Raw genomic sequence first — 19751 nt, 5'->3', positions numbered from 1 at the left:
GGTACCGACGTCCGCCAACACACTGGGCGTACACGAAAGTTCCCACCGGGGAGGGGAAGGCCAGGTGTACACGCAGTTCGATACGGCGGGATTGCCGTCCTGTCAGCGGTTCGAGTGGTGGCGCGAGGCAGTCGGCCACGGAGTGGCGCCCGTGGAGATCACCACCGAGGCGGTCGGATTCGAGGGGAGCGTCGGGTCACTGCCGCTGGGGCGGGCACATCTGACGACGATGCGCTTCTCGCAGTTGCGGTCCGACCGGACGGCGGCGCTGGTGCGGCAAGGGGACCCGGAGACGTACGAACTGGCCCTGGTACTCGGTGGGTCCATGACGGTGTCGCAGGGGCGCAGCGAGGCCCGTCTGGTCGCCGGCGACTTCGCGCTCTGGTCCTCTTCGCACCCATACCGCGGTGATGCGGCAGGAAGCGTGGGCGGCCCGGACGAGGGCCCCTCACGTGCGATCGTGCTGCACCTGCCTCGGGCACTGGTCCCGGTGCCCGAGGCGAAGGTCGGCGCCCTCCTCGCCCGTACGCTGCCCGCGGCGGCCGGCATGGGCCGGATATTGGCGCAGCACCTGGCCTCGGTGGCCGGTGAGGCGCACCTCCTGACCGAACAGGACTGTGCCCGGCTCGGCGTGGTCAGCCTGGACCTCGCGGCCGGCTTCCTCGCCGAACGGGCCGATGCGGCGGCCCGGTTGCCTGCCGAGACGCGCCATCAACTGCTGCTCTCCCGGATCGACGTCTTCCTCCGGGACAACCTGGCCTGTCCCGGCCTGGGCCCGGCAGCCGTCGCCGCACACCACCACATCTCGGTCAGGCTGTTGCACCAGCTCTTCCGCGAGCGGGGTGAGACGGTGTCCGCCTCGATCCGCCGCGGCCGGCTCGAACGCTGCCGCGCGGACCTGGCCGACCCGTCCCTGTGGCACGTCACCGTCCGCGAGATCGCGATGCGGTGGGGGATGGGCAACCCCGCCGGCTTCAACCGGGCCTTCCGTGCCGCCTACGGCACGACCCCGGGGGAGTACCGGCGATCCGCCTCCGCTGCGCCGAGCGACAACACTTCGTGCGCCGGACGGCAATGACGGCCGCGGCGGCCTGCGGAAAGAATGGCTGTGCACCCGGAGGAACCGGTGGCGCCAACGCACCGGCACCAGGACCGTCTCGTGGACAAGAGGACAGGGATGAAGAAGCGCACCAGTCTCAAGCTGCTCGCGGCAACAGCGGTGATGGCCGGCGCCGTCGCCGCCGGAACGACCCCCGCCTCCGCCCAGGGCGTCATCGTCTTCGACCGGTGGCGGACCTACCAGAGCTTCGTCGGCTGCGAGGGCTGGCTCGACTCCGGGTACGAGGTCGGCACCGACGAACCCCATGTGCGCGGCGCGTTCAAGCTCGGTACCAGTACCAGGGGCACCGTCTGCAAGGGCTGGCTGGAGCGGCGGACCGACTCCAGCGCACCCTGGCAGCGGATCTCCGACATCCACACCGCCAGCGACACCACGTACTGGTACTACGACGGCGGCACCTACCAGGCCCGAGTGTGCGTCGGTGACCTGCTCTACTCGAACTCCTACTCCTGCGAGGGCTACTGGTAGCCCCCGAGGGGGCGGTGGTCACCCAGACGCAACGCCCCGGACTCACCAGCGACCGCGAGTCGCCGGCCTGCGTCGATGCTTCGACGGGAGGGCCGTGGAAGGCCGCCACGTCAGTGGTACTGCACAGGGTGTCCAGCATCGGGTTGTGCCGACCGAAGAGCTGGACACCCTCCTCACGGGTCGTCCGCCGCGGCTGACGGACTCCGAACCGGTCTGCCTGGCCGTGGCCCAGGCGCTGCTCGGCTACCACTCCGAAGCGTGCTGGATCCGCTTCGCCATCGAGGGTGCTGGTGCCCGGCTCGGCCGGCGGCTGCTGGCGATGACTTGCGCGATCCGGCACAACCGGGCCACCGGCAGACCCGTCACCCGCTCGCTCATCGCCTACGGCCACTGACCGACTTCGGAACTACCCGCCCAGCGGCGCGGTGCGCGGTGCGGGCGCGTGAGAAGTCGGTGGGGTCGACTTCTGGTGCATCGGTCGCTGGTTGGTGAGGGCTGGCCGTTGGTGCGTGGGAAGTCGGCGGGGTCGACTTCTGGTGGGTGGTGGGTGGTTGGGGTGGTTGTGGGGGCGGCCCGCCAGGTGGGAAGTCGGCTGGGCCGACTTTCTGCGTGGCGCGGTTGCCTTCGTGGTGCGGGCGCGTGGGAAGTCGGCGGGGTCGACTTCTGGTGCGTGGTGGGTGGTCGGGGTGGTTGTGGGGGCGGCCCGCCGGGTGGGAAGTCGGCTGGGTCGACTTCTGGTGCATCGGGCTCTGGCCGCCGCGGACTTGTCCGCCCGATCATGTGACTATCGCCTGCTTTGCTCATTGGTCTGGGCATGGGGCGGGGTGGGAGCGGTTGAGGCCGTTCCTGTCGGACAGCAACAGGGGTTGTGGCCGGTGGCGTGATCACCGGCAGGTGATCGACGGGATTCTGCACCGGATGCGGACCGGGGTGCAGTGGCGCGAAGCGGACGCGGCCGATGACATCGATCGGGATGCCCGCACCGGTCCGCCGCCGGCTCTGGCCGCAAAGGGGGCTGGGCCAGGGGAACACCAGGGCGAGACGCCGTGGCAGAGCCTCGTCGCCCGCCTGGTGGAGGTGGTGCTGGAGGCGAGGGCCTGGGCCGCTCGCGCGGCGGGTTCACCACCAAGGGCCACCTGAGCGCGGACGGCCGCTGCCGCCCGCTGTCCCTGCTCGTCACGCCGGGGCAGCGGGCGGACCGGCGGGCGGACTGCGCGCAGTTCGAGCCCGTGCCGGAGAAGATCCGCGTCCCGCGGACCGGCCGGGGCAGGCCACGCAAGACGCCCGACAGCGTGGCCGCCGACAAGGCCTCCAGCAACGGCCCGTGCCGCGCCTACCTGCGCGGGCGCGGCATCCCGCACGCGATCCCGGAGCGTGCGGAGCCAGATGACGAGGGCGGCTGCGGTGACGGTGGCGAGGTCGACGTAGCCGTGTTTGTCGTACCTGGTGGCGACCGCTCGGGCGTGACCGACCGGACAAGTCCCAGTCGGCTGGAAGCGCCACCACGATCTGCTCGTCCTCGACAGGCGCTCGATCACGGCACCCAGGGTGGCGCGGCCCACACCGTTGCCCTGTTCGGCCGCGCTCACCACTATGCCGCCGATCCAGTGGGTGCCGTCCTTGTCGTACGCCCACATGACGTGGCCCACGTGGCCCACGTGGCCCACGCGGCCCTGGCGGTCGGTGAACTGCTGCGTCATGCGTTACCCATATCTGGGCTGGCCAGAGGGGTGAGCGGACGGGTCCGGGCGCGCAGGTGGCCGAACGGTCATCGGCCGGACAGCTCCAGGGCTGGCGGTTGGTGCACCAGAAGTCGGCTGGGCCGACTTCTGGTGCGCGGTGGGGTGCTACCGGGTGGTGCGGTGGGGCAGGCCGATGAGGAGGAGGGTGTGGGCGGCTTCCCCTTCCTCGCTGCCGCGGAGCTGGCCTGCTTCCTGCGCGCCCCCGGGCTCGTCGCGCGCCTCACGATGCGGAAGGGCGGCCGTCGAGGTCCCCCGGGGGCGACCGGACGAGCCCGGCCCCGACGAGAAGTCAGGTCGGTTGCCCGGCGGCGCGGGACGGGGGCGGCTTCCGTTGTTTGGCGACCTGGGTGCGGCAGTGGGTGAGGGCGTACTTGATGCGGGTGTCGGGGTGGGGGGTGGTGAGGAGGAGTTCGCCGGCTTGGAGGAGGGTGGTCCAGTAGGTGGTGGGGTTGCCGGTGCGGGGGAGGGGGTGGGTGGTGGTGAGGGAGAGGTAGGCGGTGGTGAGGTTGCCGGTGGTGAACCAGCGCTGGAGGCCGTGGTGGTGGCCGGGGCGGATGCCGCCGTGGGCGTCGATGGCGGTGAGGAAGTGGTCGACGACGGCGAGTTCGGTGTCGGTGAGCGACTTCGGGATGTCGAAGACGCCGAGGGCTTCGAGGAGTTCGCCGGTGTCGGTCTCGTCGCCGGGGTGGTGGTCGGCGAGGAGGGCGTCGTAGCAGTCGGCCAAGCGGCGGGTGGTTTCGGTGTGGGGGATGTCGAGGGCGAGGCAGACGGCGCGGGCGGCGGGGAGGGGTTGGTGGGTGCGGCGGGTGAGGAGGGCGTAGGTGGCGGCGGGGGTGTGGCCGCGGGTGAGGGCGTGGCGGGCGAGGGTGGCGAGGTGCACGGGGGTTCGGGCTTTCAGGCGGTGGTGGCGGGGGTGATGTGGGCCCAGACGTACTTGCCGATGCCGCAGGGGCGGTTGGCGTGGCCCCAGCGTTCGGCGAGTTCGTTGACGAGGAGGAGTCCGCGTCCGTGTTCGTCGTCGGGGGTGGGGGAGTTGAGGGCGGGGTGGGTGGTGCCGGCGTCGTGGACTTCGAGGCGCAGGCGGGAGCCGGTGAGGGCGAAGCGGATCTCGATGTGGCGGTCGGCGGGGGCGTGGGAGTGCTGGACGGCGTTGGCGAAGAGTTCGCCGAGGAGGAGTTCGGCGGTGTCGCGGTAGCGGTCGCCGGAGGGGAGGCCGGAGAGGTAGGCGCGGAGCAGGTAGCGGGCGAGGGGGGTGGATTCGGCGCGGGAGTCGAGACGGGCGACGAACGTGCGGGGCCGCTGGGACGTGAGCATGGGGGAGCACCTCATGGGGCGGAGGGGGCGTACGAGGGGAGCGCGTAATCACGCTGTGCAGGTAGATGACTGCGTTCCGGTATCAATGATCGGCCTGCGGGGGTACGGTTGCGCCCAGATCCACGTGTTGAGCACGTGACGCACAGGTGGGAGCAGCGGTGGCACAAAGGAAGATCAAGCGCGGACCGACGGCGAGCTCCGCGATTCTGTTCGGGGAGGAGATCCGTTTCGCGCGGGAGTCGGCGGGTCTCACGCAGGAGGAGCTGGGCAAGCTGCTCCACTGCGACCGGACGGTGATCTCGCGGACCGAGAGCGGGCGGCGGAGGCCCCCGGCCGAGGAGGTCGAAGAGCTCGGAGAGCTGCTGAACGCGCGTGACTTGCTCATGCGGCTGTACAAGCGGGTGGACTGGAACGCGTCGATCGAGCACCCGGATTGGTTTCAGGAGCGGGCGGAGCTGGAGGCCGTCTCGGTCGCCTTGCGGGTGTACCAGGCGAGCGTGATGCACGGCTTGTTGCAGTGTGCGCAATACGCGCGTGCTGTGCTCAGCACTGGCGATGCCGCAGGCAATCCGCAGAAGATCGATGAGTTGACCAGGGCCCGACTCAGCCGACAGAGCCGCTTCCTTGAGTCAGGCGGCCCACTCTTGCTCGTCATCCTCGATGAAAGCGCCATTCGTACGGTAGTGGGCAGCCCGAGTGTGATGAGATGTCAGATGGAGCATCTCCTGCGGGTGGCACAGCTTCCGAACGTCATCCTTCACGTGGCGCCCTTCGCGAGTCGGCGGATGCTCATCAAGACGGCTATGGTGTTGTTGGAGCTGCCAGACGGACAGCGTTGGGTCTACTCGGAAAGCCTTGAACGAGGGCATCTGAGCGATGCTCCCGCCACGGTGATTAAGTACCAGCGCCACTATGATCAGCTCCGTGCCGAGTGCCTGTCAGAGCGTGACACGCTTCGGCTGATCGCTGACGCGCTGGAGGGTTTCAGAAATGATGAGCAACGAGCTCGCCGTGGCCGCCTGGCGGAAGAGCAGCTACAGCGGCAACGACGGCGGGGACTGCATCGAGGTAGCCCCCGGATTCCCCGGCCTCGTTCCGGTGCGTGACTCGAAGGACCCGCAGGGGCCGGCCCTCGTTTTCCCGGCTGCCGCCTGGGAAGCCTTCGTGGCGGGTGTCCGTGAGGGCGACTTCCCGGCGTAGAACTCCACAAGGAGCAGGCTGTGTTGATCTGGCGGAAGAGCAGCTACAGCGGTGACAACGGCGGCGACTGCGTCGAGGTCGCCGCGCCGAACTGGCAGAAGAGCAGCTACAGCGGGGACGACGGCGGCAACTGCGTCGAGGTCGCCCTCGACTCCCCCTGCCTCGTCCCCGTCCGCGACTCCAAGGACCCGGACGGCCCGGTGCTCGCCTTCCCCGTCGCTGCCTGGAGCGCCTTCGTCCAGGCCGTCCAGCTCGGTGAGTTGCCGATCGAAGGCTGATCAACGCCTGTGGGGCGGGGGGGCGACCCGCCCCCCCCCCCCCCCGGTGGACTCCGCGCGGCGCCCCGCGGCGGCACCCCGGGGGCGGGCCCCCGTCGCCCGACGGGACGTCGGCCGTGACCCGGAAGCCGAGCCGCTCGTAGAACCGCACGTTGGCCTCGCTGGAGGTCTCCAGGAACGCCGGGTACCCCGCGCGTTCGGCCTCCTCGATCCCCGGCAGCAGAACGGCACGGCCGAGGCCGCGCCCCTGGAGCTCGGGCGCGACCCCCACCGTGTTGAGGAACCAGACCGGCTCCTGCGGCCGGTGCGGTGCCAGCTCCCGCTCGGCGGCCTCGAAGGCGGCCTGCCGGTCCCCGGTCAGCTCGCCGAGCAACGCGCCGATCTCGGCGAAGGCCGGCGACGCGTCCCGCTCCGGAACGGACCAGACGGCCACCGCCCGGCCGCCCTCGGCCACCCACGCCCGGCCGTACACCATGCCGATGCGGGTCAGGCAGATCTCCTGGAAACGCCTGATCCGCTCCTCGTGACGATCGGCGGCGATCACGTGCCGGGTGAAGGGGTAGTCGGCGAAGGCGCGGCCGAGGGTGTCGACCGCGATGGGGACGTCGGCGTCCGTGATGGGGCGCACGGTGGGGGCGTGCGGGGTCGGTTCATCGCTCACGAACCGATCGTTCCATCAGGGCCCGTCCCCCGGCAACGCCTTTCTCTCCACCCGGGAGCCGAGGAGCCGGGGAGCCCGCTCAGCAGGCCCAGTCGGCCGAGTTGCTCCAGTAGTCGAGCTTCGCCCAGGTCAGCGGACCGACCTCGCCGTCCACCGAGAGGCCGACGCAGCTCTGGAACTTGTAGACGGCGGCCAGGGTGGCCTGGCCGAAGACGCCGTCCCGCTCCAGCCGGTAGCCCAGGTTGGTGTTGATCGACATGTTCAGCTCGCACTGGAGGGCCTTCACCGCGTCGCCGGTGCTGCCCGCCCGCAGCAGCGGCTCGGAGGTGGAGTACTCGGAACAGATCTTCCCGGGCTGGGCGGCGTCCGCTGTCCCGGCGGTGGCGACGGAGCCGGCGAGGAGCAGGCCGGTGACGGCCAGGCCCGTGAGGAGCTTGCGCATGGTGGTTCCCTCCCGTTGGCGGGTGCCGCACGACCCGGCGGCACCGCGTGTGCCTCCAGGGTGGCCCGCCGGGGCCCCGCGGGGCTGTCCGGAATCGGCCCCGTCCCGGTGCGTTTCCTGGATAGCCGGGAGGGACAGCCGAGATCCCCGGCCCCTGCCCGCCCGCTGCCCCTGACCACCTCGTTCGCCCGGGGGTGGTCGGAGACACCCCTCCGGATGGTCTATAGTTTTCCTCATCACCCAGATGCGCGGGTGGCGGAATAGGCAGACGCGCTGGATTCAGGTTCCAGTGCCCGAAAGGGCGTGGGGGTTCAACTCCCCCCTCGCGCACAGCGAACGGCCGGTCGATCCTCGGATCGACCGGCCGCTTTGTCTTTCCCGCCCTTTCCCGGCCCTCCCCGGCGCCGACTGCCCCGTGTGTGTCCTTACGACTTTCCCGGCGGCTGTTTACCCCGCCCCTCCCGGGTGGGATCCCCCTTCCGGGCGGCGGGGCCGCCGCCCGTCGAGGGTGCCGAAGGGGGCCGCCGTGGTGTGGTGCGTGCCGGGGCGGGCCGCCGTCCCCCTGACCGCCGCGGCGCTCGCGGGTGCCGCCGTGGTCCCCGCCGCGACGGGCGTGCCGTCCGTCCCCCGGCAGCTCGGCCGCCCCCGGGGCCAGACGGTCTGCGGCTACCCCGAGGCGGACTTCCGGGGCCTGCTGGAACACATCAGGCAGCCGCGGCCGCTGATCGAACCGCCCGTCGAGAGCGCCGTCAACCACAGCCGCGTGACGTGGTGCTTCTACGAGTTGCCCGCGTACGGCGGCCTGCGCGTCGCCGTCGCGCCGGGCCGGGCCGCCACCAGCTTCCCGTACCCCGTGCAGTCCGCACGGCCGGCGGGGGAGGACTGAGGCTCAGCCGCCCCGCAGCTCAGCCGCCCTGCAAGCGGCGGGCGCGGCGGGCCCGGCGGAGGACCACCAGGACGGCCGCGCCGGCGGCGGCCGCGAGCAGGGCGGCCACCGTCACCGCGTCCGGGGCGGTGACCGGCTGGGAGCGCAGCGCCTGCCACAGCAGGAGCAGCACCAGGCCCGGGTAGGCGAGCGCGGCGGTCCACATCAGTGCCACGCGGTCGCGTTCGGACAGCCCGCGCGGCCCGGCGGCGAGGAGGAAGCCGATCAGCGGCAGCACCTGGAGCGCGTGCAGGCCCGCGAAGTGCGGGCCGCAGGTCACCCTCCAGGGTGCTCCAGTCGGTGACGGGCAGCCCCGGGCCGCCGTCGGCGAGCCCGAGGGTGTGTGCGCCGATGACGGGCGGACCGCGCCCCTGCGCGGCCGCCGCGCGCCGGCGGGAGGTGGGCATCGTCATCAGGAAGGCGACGGCCGTGCCCAGCGCGGACACCGCCATGCCCAGGCGCAGCCCCACGCGAACACCGGTGGCCGCACCCGTTGGCGCAGCAGCAGGAGGACCGTCGCCACGGCCATCGCCCGGGCGGCGACGATGAAGACGGCCGTGGTCATCCACACCGCCGTCGCCGCCGCCGTGGCGAAGTCGAAGTGGCTGGCCGTCCCGGCGGCCGCCGCCGCGGCGATCAGGCCCGTCTCGACCGTCAGCGACACCGCCGCCACCCGGGAGACGGCCCGGAGGAGGCGGCTGTGGCCGCGGACGAAGGTGAGCAGCCACAGCAGGGTGAGGGTGCAGACGCTGATCGAGAGCGCGAAGCGGGCGGGCTTCGCCCGGGAGGGCTGCCCGGTGATCGACCGGAGGCCGGTGGCCGGACCGACCAGCGCGACGGCCGGCATGACGGCCATCAGGGCGGCGGTGCCGGCCGGCGGGCGGTTCGTCGCCCACGCCTGCCGCGCCACCTCCGGGGCCCGGTGCTGCCGCGCCGCGTGCTGTCCTTTCCCTCCCGGCTCCCTGCCGCGCGGGTGCCTGCACGGGGAACGGCCGGCCGACCTGGTGGTCGGCCGGCCGTTCGGCGGTTCCGCGGCCGCGGGAGGCGCAGGCCCCCGCGGCAGGGCGGGTCCGTCAGCCGTTCTGCCAGGTGGCACCCGAGCCGGTGAACGCGCCGCTGGCGCCGGTGTCGTCGGACCAGATCCAGAAGTCGGTGTGCTGGATGCCGTCGGAGTTGACGACGGAGTTGACGTCCGCGACACCGGCGCCGTTCTGGTTGGCGATGAAGACGCCCTGGCCGTAGTTCGCGTCGAGGCCCTCCGTCGCCGAGGCCAGGCCGGCGCAGCCGATCACGAGCGGGGTGGTGAGGGCGGCGACGGCCAGGACACGCTTGACAGCACGCATGATGGTTCTCTCCGTGGAGTTCGGGGTTCAGAGGCGGCGGCGCCGATCGGCCCGCCGGAACCAGCCAGCCACGGGGCGTCACTGCCCGCAAGCGGCGGGGCCGTCCGAACAGGCCCCGCCGGAGGCCGGACACACCGTCCTGACCTGCGGAAACGGTCGATCGGGGGATCTGCCGCAAGGTCGTTCGGGCGGAGCAGGCCGTGACCGCCAACGGGGAACGGCCGACCGACCTGGTGGTCGGCCGACCGTTCGGCGGTTCCGCGGCCGCGGGAGGCGCAGGCCCCCGCGGCGGGGCGGGTCCGTCAGCCGTTCTGCCAGGTGGCACCCGAGCCGACGAACGAGCCGTAGGTGCCGGTGTCGTCGGACAGGACCCAGAACTCGGCGTGCGAGACGCCGTCGGAGCTGACGGAGGATTCGAGGGCGCCGGCGGCGGCGAGGTTCTCGTTGACGACGAAGGCGCCCTTGCCGTAGTTCGCGTCGAGGCCCTCCGAGGCCGAGGCCAGGCCGGCGCAGCCGATCACGAGCGGGGTGGTGAGGGCGGCGACGGCCAGGACACGCTTGACAGCACGCATGATGGTTCTCTCCGTGGAGTTCGGGGTTCAGAGGCGGCGGCGCCGATCGGCCCGCCGGAACCAGCCAGCCACGGGGCGTCACTCCCCGCAAGCGGCGGGGCCGTCCGAACAGGCCCCGCCGGAGGCCGGACACACCGTCCTGACCTGCGGAAACGGTCGACCGGGGGATCTGTCGCAAGGTCGTTCGGGCGGAGCAGGCGGTGACCGCCAACGGGGAACGGCCGGCCGGCCCGGTGGTCGACCGGCCGCCGGGGGCCGGGGGCGGGGCCGTCAGGGGACGGCCCTGCGGATCCGGGAGACGTACTCGGCGAGGTCGACGGCGCTGTGGTCGCAGGCCGCGCTCCGCCAGGCCGGGATCGATCGAACCGGCGGTCGTCTTGAAGTCCTGCGTGGCCTCCTGCCCATGCCGGAACCCCGCCCGTCACGGGCCCCCCGGCTGTCGTATCGCCGGGCGGACGGGCGGCGGCGCTTCCGGTGCCGCCGATTCACCGGGACGAGCGCCCTGCTGCCCCCCGGTGCGCCGGACGTGCACGGTGAAGGAGGCCAGGCCGGAGGGGAGCGCCCGGGCACCGGTGGCCCGGACGGAGACCCGGTAGCGGTGGGGGCCGTCATCCCGGGGGGCGGGAGCGGCCTGCTCGGTCGTCGCGGTGGCCTGCGCGGTCGCCGCCGCGAGTGCCGCGAGGGTGGAGGTGGTCGCCAACCATCCTTGTCGGAAGAGCTTTTGATTGATCGTCATCCATGCGATCGTCGGGAATTCCGGTGACCTGGCGGTGATTTCGACCCGTATTCACGCGAACGAGTGGTCGCGTTCCGGCCGGGTTCGGGGCGGGCGGCGAGGAGCGGGGGCGTCGGTAGTCCTCCCTCGATCGGGGGAGGGCGGGGGGTGCGCGGACGGCGATACTGGCGAGCATGATCAAGGGAATGCGGTTGCTGCTGCGCAGGTCAACGTATACGGGGGTGCTGTTCGCGGTGCTCGGGGCGGCGGCCGGGCTGCCGGTGGCGGTGGTGGCGCTCGGGCTGACGCTGGGGCTGGACGGGCGGCCGGAGGCGGCGTGGGTGGGGCTGCCGGTGTGGGCGGTGCTGCTCGCGCTGGCCGGGCTGCCCCGGGTGGTGCGCCGGGTGCTGGCGGCCGGGGCGCGGCGGCTGCTCGGCGTCGCGGTGCCCGACCCGGTGAAGGGGGCTGCCACGGAGCGGTGGCGGACGCCGGTGTTCGTGGTGGCGCACGTGGCGCTCGGCTGGACGGTGCTGATCGGCGGCAGCACGCTGCTGGTGATGGGCCTCGCGCTACCGGGGAGTTGGGCGGACGGCCGGGCGCGGGTCAGCCTCTTCGGCTGGGGCACCGAGCTGACCGGTGTCTGGGCCTGGATCGTGGCGGCGCTCAGCCTGCTGCTCGCGGCGGTCCTGCTGGCGGCGGTGTCGGGCGCGCTGCGGTGGCTGGCGCCGAGGCTGCTCGGCCCCTCGCCCGCCGAGCGGCTCGCGATGGCCGCCGAGCGGGAGCGGCTGCTGGCCGAACGCAACCGGCTGGCCCACGAGTTGCACGACTCGATCGGCCACACCCTGACCGCCGCCACCATCCAGGCGGCCGTCGCGGGCGAGGTGCTGGCGGACGACCCGGCGGCGGCGCGGGCCGCCATGCGCAGCATCGAGGAGTCCACCCGGGCCGCCCTGGAGGACCTCGACTACGTGCTCGGCGCGCTGCGCGAGGAGCAGGCGGGCACCGCGCCGGCCCGCACCCTCGCGGACCTGCCCGAGCTGGTCGAGCGGCTGCGGCACGCGGGCGCGGTGGTGGTGCCGCGGACGGCCGGGGAGCTGTCGCTGGTGCAGGGCACGCTCTCCCGGGCCGCGTACCGGATCGTCCAGGAGGGGCTGACCAACGCGCTGCGGCACGGCGCGGGCGGGCCGATCGAGCTGCGGGTGGCGGCCGGGGCGGAGGAGTTGGAGCTGACCGTCGTCAACGCGGTCGCGCCCGGGGCGAGCGGCTTCCCGACCTCCGGGCACGGGCTGCCCGGCCTCGCGGAGCGGGTGCGGCTGCTGCACGGGGAGTTCGAGGCGGGGCCGGACGGCGAGGGGCGGTGGCGGCTGGCGGTGCGGCTGCCGGTGCGGTGGTCGGCGTGAGCGGGGCGGGCGGCGGTCCTGCGGCGGTCGGGGCCGTCGAGGTGGGCGTCCTGATCGCCGACGACGACCCCCTCACCCGCAGCGGCCTGGGCACCCTGCTCGGCGCCCAGCCGGGCATCAGGGTGGTCGGGAAGGCCGCCGACGGGATCGAGGCGGTCGAGCAGGCGCGGCTGCTGCGGCCGGACGTGGTGCTGATGGACGTGCGGATGCCGCGCCGCAACGGCATCGAGGCGACCCGCGAACTGCTGCGGGAGGATGCCGATCCCCCCAAGGTCGTGGTGATCACCACCTTCGAGAACGACGCCTACGTCACCGCCGCGCTGAGCGCCGGCGCCAGCGGCTTCGTGCTGAAGCGCCGACCCGTCCCGCAGATCGCCGAGGCGGTGCGGGTGGCGGCGGCGGGGGAGGCGGTGCTCTTCCCCGCCGCGCTGCGCCGGATGGTGGCGGCCCGGCCGCTGGAGTCCGCCGAGGCGCTGCCCCGGGCCGCGCTCACCGGGCGGGAGGAGGGGGTGCTGCGGCTGATGGCGACGGGGCTGTCCAACCCGGAGATCGCGCAGGCCCTCGCGGTCAGCCAGGAGACCGTCAAGACGCACGTCGGGAACGTGCTGGGCAAGCTCGGCGCGCAGAACCGGACGCACGCGGTGGTGATCGCGTACGAGAGCGGGCTGGTGGTGCCGGGGCTGCCGGGGGCGTAGCGGCTGGGGAGCCGGGGGGTGTGGGGGCGTGGGGTGCCGGGGGCGCGGGGGCTGCGGGCTCGGGGCTGCCGTCACCGTCCAGTCCGTGGAAGGCCGGGGACGCCGGCGGCCGGGTGGGGCAGGATCGGGTCCGACATCGCCGAACGACACCTGTCGGACACTCGTGTGGGGGAGAGCCTGCCGTGACTGCCGTGGAGATCCCGGGGTCCAAGTCCATCACCGCCCGGGCGCTGTTCCTGGCCGCCGCCGCCGAGGGCGTGACCACCCTGCGCCGGCCGCTGTCCTCGGACGACACCGAGGGCTTCGTCCAGGGCCTGGAGACCCTCGGCTACCGGATCGAGCGGGCCGCCGACGCGTGGCGCATCGAGGGCAGCCCGACCGGGCCCGCCGTGGCCGAGGCCGAGGTGTACTGCCGGGACGGCGCCACCACCGCGCGCTTCCTGCCCGCGCTCGCCGCCGCCGGACACGGCACCTACCGCTTCGACGCCTCCGCCCAGATGCGCCGCCGGCCCGTCGCCCCGCTCACCCGGGCCCTGCGCGAGCTGGGCGTCGACCTGCGGCACGAGGAGGCGGAGGGCCACCACCCGCTGACCGTCGCCGCCGACGGCGTCCGCGGCGGCGAACTCACCCTGGACGCCGGGCAGTCCTCGCAGTACCTGACCGCGCTGCTGCTGCTCGGCCCGCTCACCCGGGAGGGCCTGCGGATCACCGTCACCCGGCTGGTCTCCGCCCCGTACGTCGGCATCACCCTGGCGATGATGCGGGCCTTCGGGGTCGAGGTGGAGCGGGAGCGGACCCCCGCCGGGGAGGTGTTCGCGGTGCCCGCCGGCGGCTACCGGGCCGCCGACTACCCGATCGAGCCGGACGCCTCCACCGCGAGCTACTTCTTCGCGGCCGCCGCCCTGGCCGGCCGGGAGGTCACCGTCCCCGGCCTCGGCCGGGACGCGCTCCAGGGCGACCTGGGCTTCGTCGGGGTGCTGCGGCGGATGGGCGCCCGGGTGGACGTCGGCGCCGACCGCACCACGGTCGCCGGGGAGGGCCCGCTCGGCGGGATCACCGTCAACATGCGGGACATCTCGGACACCATGCCGACGCTCGCGGCCATCGCCCCGTTCGCCACCGGGCCGGTGCGGATCGAGGACGTCCACAACACCCGGGTCAAGGAGTGCGACCGGCTGGAGGCCTGCGCCGACAACCTGCGCGCGATGGGCGTCACCGTGGCGACCGGCGAGGACTGGATCGAGATCCGGCCCGGCACGCCGCGCCCGGTCGAGATCGCCACGCACGCCGACCACCGGATCGTGATGTCCTTCGCCGTCGCCTCGCTGCGCACGCCCGGGATCACCTTCGACGACCCGGGGTGCGTCCGGAAGACGTTCCCGGGGTTCCACGAGGCCTTCGCGGGGCTGCGGGCGGGGTGGGGGGTCTGAGGGGGGCCCGGACCGGACGGGGCTTTCGGGGCGGGGCCGTCCGGAATCCCGGTTGCCAGGCGGCGGGCCGGGCGGCGAGGATGCCGTTCGTGTCCGAGACGGTGTTCGAGACGGTGTCCGGGGAGGGGGCCGAGCGGTCCGAGCGGCCCGAGCTGCGGCCCTACCCCAAGATCCCCGCGCGCGGCCGCTCCGGCGGGCCCGGCAGCCGGGAGTGGACGGCCGCGGAGAAGGTGCACGGCGCGCACTTCGCCGTGGTCTGCGAGGGCGGCACGATCCGGGCCGCGAAGCGGCGTGAGCTGCTGGACGACGAGGGGCTGGACGGCTTCTTCGGGGTGAGCCGGATCTGGCCCGAACTGTCCGTCGCCGCCGCCCGGTTCGCCGCCGCGGTGCGCGAAGTGTGGGGCCCCGCCGCGGTGGTGACGGTCTACGGCGAACTGGCCGGCGGCCGCTATCCGCACCCCGAGGTGCCGGCCGTCCCGGGCGTCGACCCGGTCCAGACCGGCGTCTGGTACGCGCCCGGGCTGCGCTGGCTGCCGTTCGACGCCACCGTCGAGACGCCCGAGGGCCGGTGGTGGATCGCCGACCGCGAACTGCGCGCCGCGGCCGGGGCCGCCGGGCTCACCTGCGTGCCGCTGCTCGGCCACGGGCCCCTGAACACCCTGCACGACCTGCCGGTGCGCTACCCCACGCGGGTGCCCGCCCTGTTCGGCCTGCCCGAACTGCCGGACAACCTCGCCGAGGGGTACGTCCTCAAACCGGCCGGGGAGTGGCACGAGTCCGGCGCGGCCCGTCCGCTCGTCAAGGTCAAGCAGCGGGCCTTCGCCGAGGACGACCGCTACGACGGCGCCCGTCCGTACCTCCCCCCGCCCGAGGGTGCGGCCGGCGTCCCCGCCTGGCTCCTCGTCCAGGCCTCCGCCCTGCTCACCCCCGCCCGCGCCGCGGCCGCCGTCAGCAAGCTCGGCCCGCGCACGGCCGAGGAGGCGGTGGCGGCGGAGATCGCGGCGGACGTGGCGGAGGAACTGGCCGAGGCCGTGGGCGGGTTGGAGCCCGCCGTGCGGGCCGCCCTGCGGCGGGCCCTCGGGCCGGGGGCCCGCGCGCTGGCCGTCTTCGACGGCCGGGACCGGCGCGGCTGAGGGGTCGCGGCCGGGGGCGGCGGGCTCTTGGGCCGGGGCCCTTCGCTGGGCCTGTCCGAAGCTGGTGCGGCTGAGCGGCTCGGAGCCGGCGCGCCGGTCGTCTTCGACGGCCGGGACCGGCCGGGTCGAGGGTGGGTGCAGGTGGGGTCCAGGGGGCTTCCGGCTCCGGGGGGAGGGGCCCATCATGGGCTCCCGGTCCCGGCAGAAGCTCCCTCCGACACCGTGCCCGGGCCGCCGTCAGGAGGCAGAAGAGATGACGATCCCACCGCCCGTCCGGATCCAGGCCGCCGTCGTCCGCGCCGCGTACGCCCTGCCGGAGGGGCTGCGGCGGGCGATCGCGGGCAAGCCGGTGGTCCGCGACGGGCAGACGCTGGCGCTGGACGCGCAGTTGATACTCCGGCTCCAGCGGCTGTCCAAGGCGGCCCTGGTGATGCCGGGCGGGGCCGGGCCGTCGCGGGCCGCGATGGAGCACGCGCGGCACCTGGTGGGCGGGCCGGAGAACCGCGCGGTGTCCGCACGCGAGGTCGGCATCCCGCGGGAGCACGGCGGACTGGCCGCGACGCTGTACACCCCGGACGGGCTGGCGGCTGGCTCGGGGCTGCTGGTCTACCTGCACGGCGGCGGCTGGGTGGTCGGCAGCCGTGCCAGCCACGACCACGTCGCCCGCTTCCTCGCCGCGCGGGCGCGGGTGCGGGTGCTGTCGGTGGAGTACCGGCTGGCGCCCGAGCACGTGTTCCCGGCGGCGGCCGAGGACGCGCTGGCGGCGTTCGACTTCGCCCGCGCCGAGGCGGCCGCCCTGGGCGCGGACCCGCAGCGGATCGCGATCGGCGGGGACAGCGCGGGCGGCAACCTGGCCGCCGTCGCCGCCCAGCAGGCCGTCCGGCGGGGCGGCCCCGCGCCGGTGTTCCAGCTGCTGCTGTACCCCGCGACCGACGCCTCGACCCGGCGCCCCTCGCGCGGGCTGTTCGCCGACGGGTTCTTCCTGACCAGCGAGGACATGGACTGGTTCCTCGACCGGTACGCGCCCGCGCCCGTCGACCGGGCCGACCCCCGGGTGTCGCCGCTGCTCGCCGCGGACCTGGCCGGCCTGCCGCCCGCGTACGTCGGCACCGCGGGCTTCGACCCGCTGCGCGACGAGGGGGAGGCGTACACGCGGGCACTGGCCGAGGCCGGGGTCGAGGTACGGCTGAGCCGGCAGCCGGACCTCATCCACGGGTACGCCAACTACCTCGGGATCGGCCACCGCTTCCGGGAGGCGACGGCCGAGGCGGCGGAGGCGGTGCGGCGGGCGATCGGCGCATAGCGCGTGGTGGTGCTGCTGCGGTGACGGCGCGACGGCGCGACGGTGGGGCGGGCCCGGGCGACGGGTCCCGCCCCACCGTCGCGCCAGGGGGCATGCGTAGGGAGGCGGGGGCGCGAGCCCATGGCCGCGCGCCGGGTTGCTGCTGCGCAGGGGGTTCTCGGCGACCGACTCTTATTGTACTGTCCGTCTAATAAGCGGGTTGAGCGGGAACCCGCAGGGGCAGGAACTGGAGGCAGCCATGGCTCTCACCCGGCACACGGGACCCGGCCACACCGAGGCCGACGACGACGTCTCGAAGCGGCTGCTGGAGTCGGCCGCCACCCTCTCGTACGACCCCCTGACCGAGATCGACTGGGACGCCCCCCTCCCCGAGGAGCACTACGGCCTCAACCCGGAGTGGAGCACCCTCTACGGCACCCGGCTGTGGGACGAGATGACCGAGCGGCAGCGGGTCACGCTCACCCGGCACGAGGTCTGCTCGATCATGAACACGGGCATCTGGTTCGAGATGATCCTCCAGCAGATGGTGCTGCGCGACCAGTACCTCAAGAACCCCGCCAACGCCGAGTTCCAGTTCGCGCTCACCGAGATCGCCGACGAGTGCCGGCACTCGATCATGTTCGCCCGCGCCTGCAGCAGGATGGGCGTCCCCGCCTACCGCCCGAACAAGGTGATCGCCCAGGCCGGGCGCGCCTTCAAGGCGCTCGCCAAGGGCGAACTCGCCTACGGCGGAATCCTGGTGGCGGAGGAGGTGCTCGACGTCATGCAGCGCGACTGGATGCGCGGCGAGAACGTGCTGGAGATCGTCCGCGGCACCTCCCGGATCCACGTGGTCGAGGAGTCCCGGCACATGAAGTTCGCCCGGCAGGAGATCCGCGAGCGGATGCGCCACGCGAGCCCGGCCCGCCGGCGCACCTCGGCCACCGGCATCGCCCTGGGCGCGTACGTCATCGTCAGCAGCATGGTGCACCCCGGCGTGTACAAGGCCGCCGGGCTCGACGTGCCGCGGGCGCTTGCCGAGGTGCGGGCCAACGAGCACCGCAAGGCGATGATGCGCACCAGCTCCCGGCACCTGATGGCCTTCCTGGCCGAGACGGGGCTGCTCACCAGCCGCTCGGCGGCCGTCTACCGCCGGGTGAACATGCTCTGACGGCCCATCGGAACCGCACCCCTACAGCGAGGACCCCACCCCGGCCATGGCCTACGCGATCACCCGGACCTGCTGCAACGACGCCTCGTGCGTGTCCGTCTGCCCGGTCAACTGCATCCATCCGACCCCGGACGAGCCGGAGTTCGGCACCACCGACATGCTGTACATCGACCCGCGGGCGTGCATCGACTGCGGCGCCTGCGCGGACGCCTGCCCGGTGGACGCGGTGTTCCCGGTCGACCGGCTGCGCGGCCCGGACACCGTCTTCGGCGACCTCAACCGCGACTGGTTCCGCGACCACCCCACCGACCACGCCTGGGGCGCGCCCAGCTTCCCGCGCAGCCTGCCCGGCGGTCTCGGCGCGCTGCGGATCGCCGTCGTCGGCACCGGCCCGTCCGCCGGGTACACCGCGCAGGAACTGCTGCGCGGCACCAGCGCCGAGATCACCATGATCGACCGGCTGCCCGTCACCGGCGGCCTGCTGCGGCACGGCGTCGCCCCCGACCACCAGTCCACCAAGCGGATCGCGGAGAGCTTCGCGGGCGTCTTCCACGACCCCCGGCTGCGGATGCACCTCAACCTGGAGATCGGCACCGACGTCACCCACGCGGAGCTCGCCGCGCACCACCACGCGGTGGTGTACGCCGTCGGCGCGGCCGCCGACCGCCGGCTCGGCGTCCCCGGCGAGGACCTGCCGGGCAGCCTGCCCGCGACCGCCTTCGTCGGCTGGTACAACGCCGACCCGACGGTGCCCGCCGACGCGGTGGAGCTCTCGGCGGAGCGGGTGGTGGTGGTCGGCAACGGCAACGTCGCGGTGGACATCGCCCGCATCCTGCTCACCGACCCGGACCGGCTCGCCGCCACGGACATCGCCGACCACGCGCTGGCCGCGCTGCGCCGCAGCCGGGTGCGGGAGGTCGTGCTGCTCGCCCGGCGCGGCCCCGGGGAGGCGGCCTGGACCAGGGCGGAGTTCCTGGCGCTGCGGCAGCTGCCGGGGGTGGAGATGGTGGTGGCGGACGGGCCCGGGGTGCGGGCGGAGATCGAGGCGGCGCAGGCCGGGGACGGCGCGGGGCTGCTCGCCGACCTGCCGCTGGTGCCGCACGACGGGGCCGCGGCGCCCGGGCCGGGGCGGCGGATCGTGCTGCGGTTCCGGTCGGCGCCGGTCGCACTGGCCGGGGCCGGACGGGTCGAGGCGCTGACCGTCGAGCGGACCACCGCGGCGGCGGACGGCCGGATCGAGGGCACCGGGGTGACGGAGGAGCTGCGGGCCGGGCTGGTGGTGCGCTCCATCGGCCACCGGGGCGTACCGCTGCCCGGGCTGCCGTTCGACGAGCGGGCCGGGACGGTCGCGCACCGGGGCGGGCGGGTCGTCGACCCGGCGACGGGCCGGCCGCTGCCGGGGACGTACGTGGTGGGCTGGGCCAAGCGCGGGCCGTCCGGCGGGATCGGCGCCAACCGGGCCTGCGCCCGGGAGACGGTGGACGCGCTGCTGGACGACGCGTCCGCCCGTGCGCTGCCCGTCCCGGCGGCGGGGCGCAGGGCTTTCGAGCGGCTGGTGCGGCAGCGGCGGCCGGACGCGGTCGGGCTGCGGGAGCTGCGGGCGGTGGACCGTGCGGAGCGCGAGCGGGGTGAGGCCGAGGGGCGGCCCCGGGTGAAGCTGGCGACCGTTCCCGAGCTGCTGGCGGCGGGGCGGCGGCGGTAGCGGGGCGGTGGCGGGGCCGCGGCGCCCGGGACGGGCGGGCGGCGCCCCAGGACGTGGGGGGGGCGGGGGGGGGGGGGGCGTTCCGCGCCCCCCCCCGGGCCCCCGCGGGGGGGGGGCCCCGGCGCGCCCCGGTGTCGCGGGCCGGGGCCGCCCCGGGC

The 19751-nt window shown here is 74.2% G+C and carries 24 protein-coding genes, 1 tRNA gene and 1 pseudogene; 17 read left to right on the top strand and 9 right to left on the bottom strand.

Going from position 1 to position 19751, the window contains the following annotated elements:
- Positions 1–64 precede the first annotated feature (64 nt).
- The 4 genes from ACH5AR_RS13985 to ACH5AR_RS13970 all read left to right on the top strand — a co-directional run bounded on the left by ACH5AR_RS13985 (position 65) and on the right by ACH5AR_RS13970 (position 2728).
- The gene (locus ACH5AR_RS13985) at positions 65–1078 is read left to right on the top strand and encodes a helix-turn-helix domain-containing protein (RefSeq protein ID WP_396301610.1); all 1014 of its coding nucleotides are present in this window, start codon (positions 65–67) and stop codon (positions 1076–1078) included.
- Positions 1079–1159: 81 nt separating this feature from the next.
- Positions 1160–1588 (top strand): hypothetical protein, encoded by a 429-nt coding sequence (locus tag ACH5AR_RS13980; RefSeq protein ID WP_396301609.1) that lies wholly within the window; start codon positions 1160–1162, stop codon positions 1586–1588.
- A gap of 145 nt (positions 1589–1733) precedes the next feature.
- A complete protein-coding gene (locus ACH5AR_RS13975; protein WP_396301608.1) occupies positions 1734–1982 on the top strand; it encodes a hypothetical protein in 249 nt (82 codons plus the stop codon).
- 146 nt (positions 1983–2128) lie between these two features.
- Positions 2129–2728: a transposase gene (locus ACH5AR_RS13970; RefSeq protein WP_396301676.1), complete on the top strand. Its 600-nt coding sequence runs from the start codon at positions 2129–2131 to the stop codon at positions 2726–2728.
- Positions 2729–3619: 891 nt separating this feature from the next.
- On the opposite strand, the gene ACH5AR_RS13965 is transcribed toward ACH5AR_RS13970, so the two are convergent.
- A complete protein-coding gene (locus ACH5AR_RS13965) occupies positions 3620–4210 on the bottom strand; it encodes a hypothetical protein (RefSeq protein WP_396301607.1) in 591 nt (196 codons plus the stop codon).
- 14 nt (positions 4211–4224) lie between these two features.
- A complete protein-coding gene (locus tag ACH5AR_RS13960) occupies positions 4225–4644 on the bottom strand; it encodes an ATP-binding protein (RefSeq protein ID WP_396301606.1) in 420 nt (139 codons plus the stop codon).
- Positions 4645–4802: 158 nt separating this feature from the next.
- Here ACH5AR_RS13960 and ACH5AR_RS13955 point away from each other — a divergent pair, with 158 nt between their 5' ends.
- The 3 genes from ACH5AR_RS13955 to ACH5AR_RS13945 are packed head-to-tail and all read left to right on the top strand — an operon-like array spanning position 4803 to position 6122.
- Positions 4803–5750 carry a Scr1 family TA system antitoxin-like transcriptional regulator gene (locus ACH5AR_RS13955; protein WP_396301605.1) on the top strand — a complete coding sequence of 316 codons (948 nt, stop codon included), beginning with the start codon at positions 4803–4805 and terminating at the stop codon, positions 5748–5750.
- On the top strand, positions 5707–5844 hold the full coding sequence (locus tag ACH5AR_RS13950) for a DUF397 domain-containing protein (protein WP_396301675.1): 138 nt from the start codon (positions 5707–5709) through the stop codon (positions 5842–5844). The genes ACH5AR_RS13955 and ACH5AR_RS13950 overlap by 44 nt, the downstream gene beginning before the upstream one ends.
- A gap of 20 nt (positions 5845–5864) precedes the next feature.
- On the top strand, positions 5865–6122 hold the full coding sequence (locus tag ACH5AR_RS13945) for a DUF397 domain-containing protein (protein ID WP_396301604.1): 258 nt from the start codon (positions 5865–5867) through the stop codon (positions 6120–6122).
- A gap of 118 nt (positions 6123–6240) precedes the next feature.
- Here the strand turns inward: ACH5AR_RS13945 and ACH5AR_RS13940 are convergent.
- A pseudogene (locus ACH5AR_RS13940) lies at positions 6241–6393 on the bottom strand (GNAT family N-acetyltransferase); the annotation flags it as partial.
- 4 nt (positions 6394–6397) lie between these two features.
- On the opposite strand from ACH5AR_RS13940, the gene ACH5AR_RS13935 reads away from it, so the two are divergent.
- The gene (locus ACH5AR_RS13935) at positions 6398–6649 is read left to right on the top strand and encodes a hypothetical protein (RefSeq protein ID WP_396301603.1); all 252 of its coding nucleotides are present in this window, start codon (positions 6398–6400) and stop codon (positions 6647–6649) included.
- 213 nt (positions 6650–6862) lie between these two features.
- Here ACH5AR_RS13935 and ACH5AR_RS13930 read toward each other — a convergent pair whose 3' ends face one another.
- Positions 6863–7225: a peptidoglycan-binding protein gene (locus ACH5AR_RS13930; protein WP_396301602.1), complete on the bottom strand. Its 363-nt coding sequence runs from the start codon at positions 7223–7225 to the stop codon at positions 6863–6865.
- Between the two features lie 246 nt (positions 7226–7471).
- On the opposite strand from ACH5AR_RS13930, the gene ACH5AR_RS13925 reads away from it, so the two are divergent.
- Positions 7472–7555 (top strand) — tRNA-Leu (locus ACH5AR_RS13925).
- Between the two features lie 196 nt (positions 7556–7751).
- Positions 7752–8111, top strand: a complete 360-nt coding sequence (locus ACH5AR_RS13920; protein ID WP_396301601.1) for a hypothetical protein — start codon at positions 7752–7754, stop codon at positions 8109–8111.
- Between the two features lie 19 nt (positions 8112–8130).
- Here the strand turns inward: ACH5AR_RS13920 and ACH5AR_RS13915 are convergent, their stop codons facing one another.
- The 5 genes from ACH5AR_RS13915 to ACH5AR_RS13895 all read right to left on the bottom strand — a co-directional run bounded on the left by ACH5AR_RS13915 (position 8131) and on the right by ACH5AR_RS13895 (position 10801).
- Complete coding sequence (locus ACH5AR_RS13915) at positions 8131–8430, bottom strand: hypothetical protein (protein WP_396301600.1); 300 nt, start codon at positions 8428–8430, stop codon at positions 8131–8133.
- A gap of 132 nt (positions 8431–8562) precedes the next feature.
- On the bottom strand, positions 8563–9006 hold the full coding sequence (locus ACH5AR_RS13910) for a hypothetical protein (protein ID WP_396301599.1): 444 nt from the start codon (positions 9004–9006) through the stop codon (positions 8563–8565).
- Positions 9007–9223: 217 nt separating this feature from the next.
- Positions 9224–9493 (bottom strand): hypothetical protein, encoded by a 270-nt coding sequence (locus tag ACH5AR_RS13905; RefSeq protein WP_396301598.1) that lies wholly within the window; start codon positions 9491–9493, stop codon positions 9224–9226.
- Positions 9494–9795: 302 nt separating this feature from the next.
- On the bottom strand, positions 9796–10065 hold the full coding sequence (locus ACH5AR_RS13900) for a hypothetical protein (protein WP_396301597.1): 270 nt from the start codon (positions 10063–10065) through the stop codon (positions 9796–9798).
- A gap of 421 nt (positions 10066–10486) precedes the next feature.
- On the bottom strand, positions 10487–10801 hold the full coding sequence (locus ACH5AR_RS13895) for a hypothetical protein (RefSeq protein WP_396301596.1): 315 nt from the start codon (positions 10799–10801) through the stop codon (positions 10487–10489).
- 173 nt (positions 10802–10974) lie between these two features.
- Between ACH5AR_RS13895 and ACH5AR_RS13890 the strand changes: the two genes are divergently transcribed.
- From ACH5AR_RS13890 to ACH5AR_RS13860, 7 genes are all read left to right on the top strand, one after another.
- Positions 10975–12180 carry a sensor histidine kinase gene (locus ACH5AR_RS13890; protein ID WP_396301595.1) on the top strand — a complete coding sequence of 402 codons (1206 nt, stop codon included), beginning with the start codon at positions 10975–10977 and terminating at the stop codon, positions 12178–12180.
- Positions 12168–12875 (top strand): response regulator, encoded by a 708-nt coding sequence (locus ACH5AR_RS13885; protein ID WP_396301594.1) that lies wholly within the window; start codon positions 12168–12170, stop codon positions 12873–12875. Before ACH5AR_RS13890 ends, ACH5AR_RS13885 begins: the two co-directional genes overlap by 13 nt.
- 182 nt (positions 12876–13057) lie before the next feature.
- Complete coding sequence (aroA, locus tag ACH5AR_RS13880; protein WP_396301593.1) at positions 13058–14305, top strand: 3-phosphoshikimate 1-carboxyvinyltransferase; 1248 nt, start codon at positions 13058–13060, stop codon at positions 14303–14305.
- An 89-nt stretch (positions 14306–14394) separates the two neighbouring features.
- Positions 14395–15438, top strand: a complete 1044-nt coding sequence (locus ACH5AR_RS13875; protein ID WP_396301592.1) for an RNA ligase family protein — start codon at positions 14395–14397, stop codon at positions 15436–15438.
- A 253-nt stretch (positions 15439–15691) separates the two neighbouring features.
- Positions 15692–16741, top strand: a complete 1050-nt coding sequence (locus ACH5AR_RS13870) for an alpha/beta hydrolase (protein ID WP_396301591.1) — start codon at positions 15692–15694, stop codon at positions 16739–16741.
- A 238-nt stretch (positions 16742–16979) separates the two neighbouring features.
- Entirely contained in the window at positions 16980–17891 is a 912-nt protein-coding gene (locus ACH5AR_RS13865; RefSeq protein WP_396301590.1) for a diiron oxygenase, read from the top strand.
- A 46-nt stretch (positions 17892–17937) separates the two neighbouring features.
- The gene (locus ACH5AR_RS13860; protein WP_396301589.1) at positions 17938–19593 is read left to right on the top strand and encodes a 4Fe-4S binding protein; all 1656 of its coding nucleotides are present in this window, start codon (positions 17938–17940) and stop codon (positions 19591–19593) included.
- Positions 19594–19751: the final 158 nt, after the last annotated feature.

The organism is Kitasatospora sp. NPDC018619, assembly GCF_044391605.1.
GTDB lineage: Bacteria > Actinomycetota > Actinomycetes > Streptomycetales > Streptomycetaceae > Kitasatospora.
The sequence above is the reverse complement of the archived record's forward strand: the minus strand, read 5'-3'. Positions and strand labels throughout refer to the sequence as shown.

Coding starts and splice junctions, on each gene's coding strand:
- ACH5AR_RS13895 (WP_396301596.1), bottom strand. CDS start 10,801: ATGACGATCAATCAAAAGCTCTTCCGACAAGGATGGTTGGCGACCACC.
- ACH5AR_RS13900 (WP_396301597.1), bottom strand. CDS start 10,065: ATGCGTGCTGTCAAGCGTGTCCTGGCCGTCGCCGCCCTCACCACCCCG.
- ACH5AR_RS13890 (WP_396301595.1), top strand. CDS start 10,975: ATGATCAAGGGAATGCGGTTGCTGCTGCGCAGGTCAACGTATACGGGG.
- ACH5AR_RS13960 (WP_396301606.1), bottom strand. CDS start 4,644: ATGCTCACGTCCCAGCGGCCCCGCACGTTCGTCGCCCGTCTCGACTCC.
- ACH5AR_RS13910 (WP_396301599.1), bottom strand. CDS start 9,006: ATGGCCGTCATGCCGGCCGTCGCGCTGGTCGGTCCGGCCACCGGCCTC.
- ACH5AR_RS13870 (WP_396301591.1), top strand. CDS start 15,692: ATGACGATCCCACCGCCCGTCCGGATCCAGGCCGCCGTCGTCCGCGCC.
- ACH5AR_RS13860 (WP_396301589.1), top strand. CDS start 17,938: ATGGCCTACGCGATCACCCGGACCTGCTGCAACGACGCCTCGTGCGTG.
- ACH5AR_RS13905 (WP_396301598.1), bottom strand. CDS start 9,493: ATGCGTGCTGTCAAGCGTGTCCTGGCCGTCGCCGCCCTCACCACCCCG.
- ACH5AR_RS13865 (WP_396301590.1), top strand. CDS start 16,980: ATGGCTCTCACCCGGCACACGGGACCCGGCCACACCGAGGCCGACGAC.
- ACH5AR_RS13930 (WP_396301602.1), bottom strand. CDS start 7,225: ATGCGCAAGCTCCTCACGGGCCTGGCCGTCACCGGCCTGCTCCTCGCC.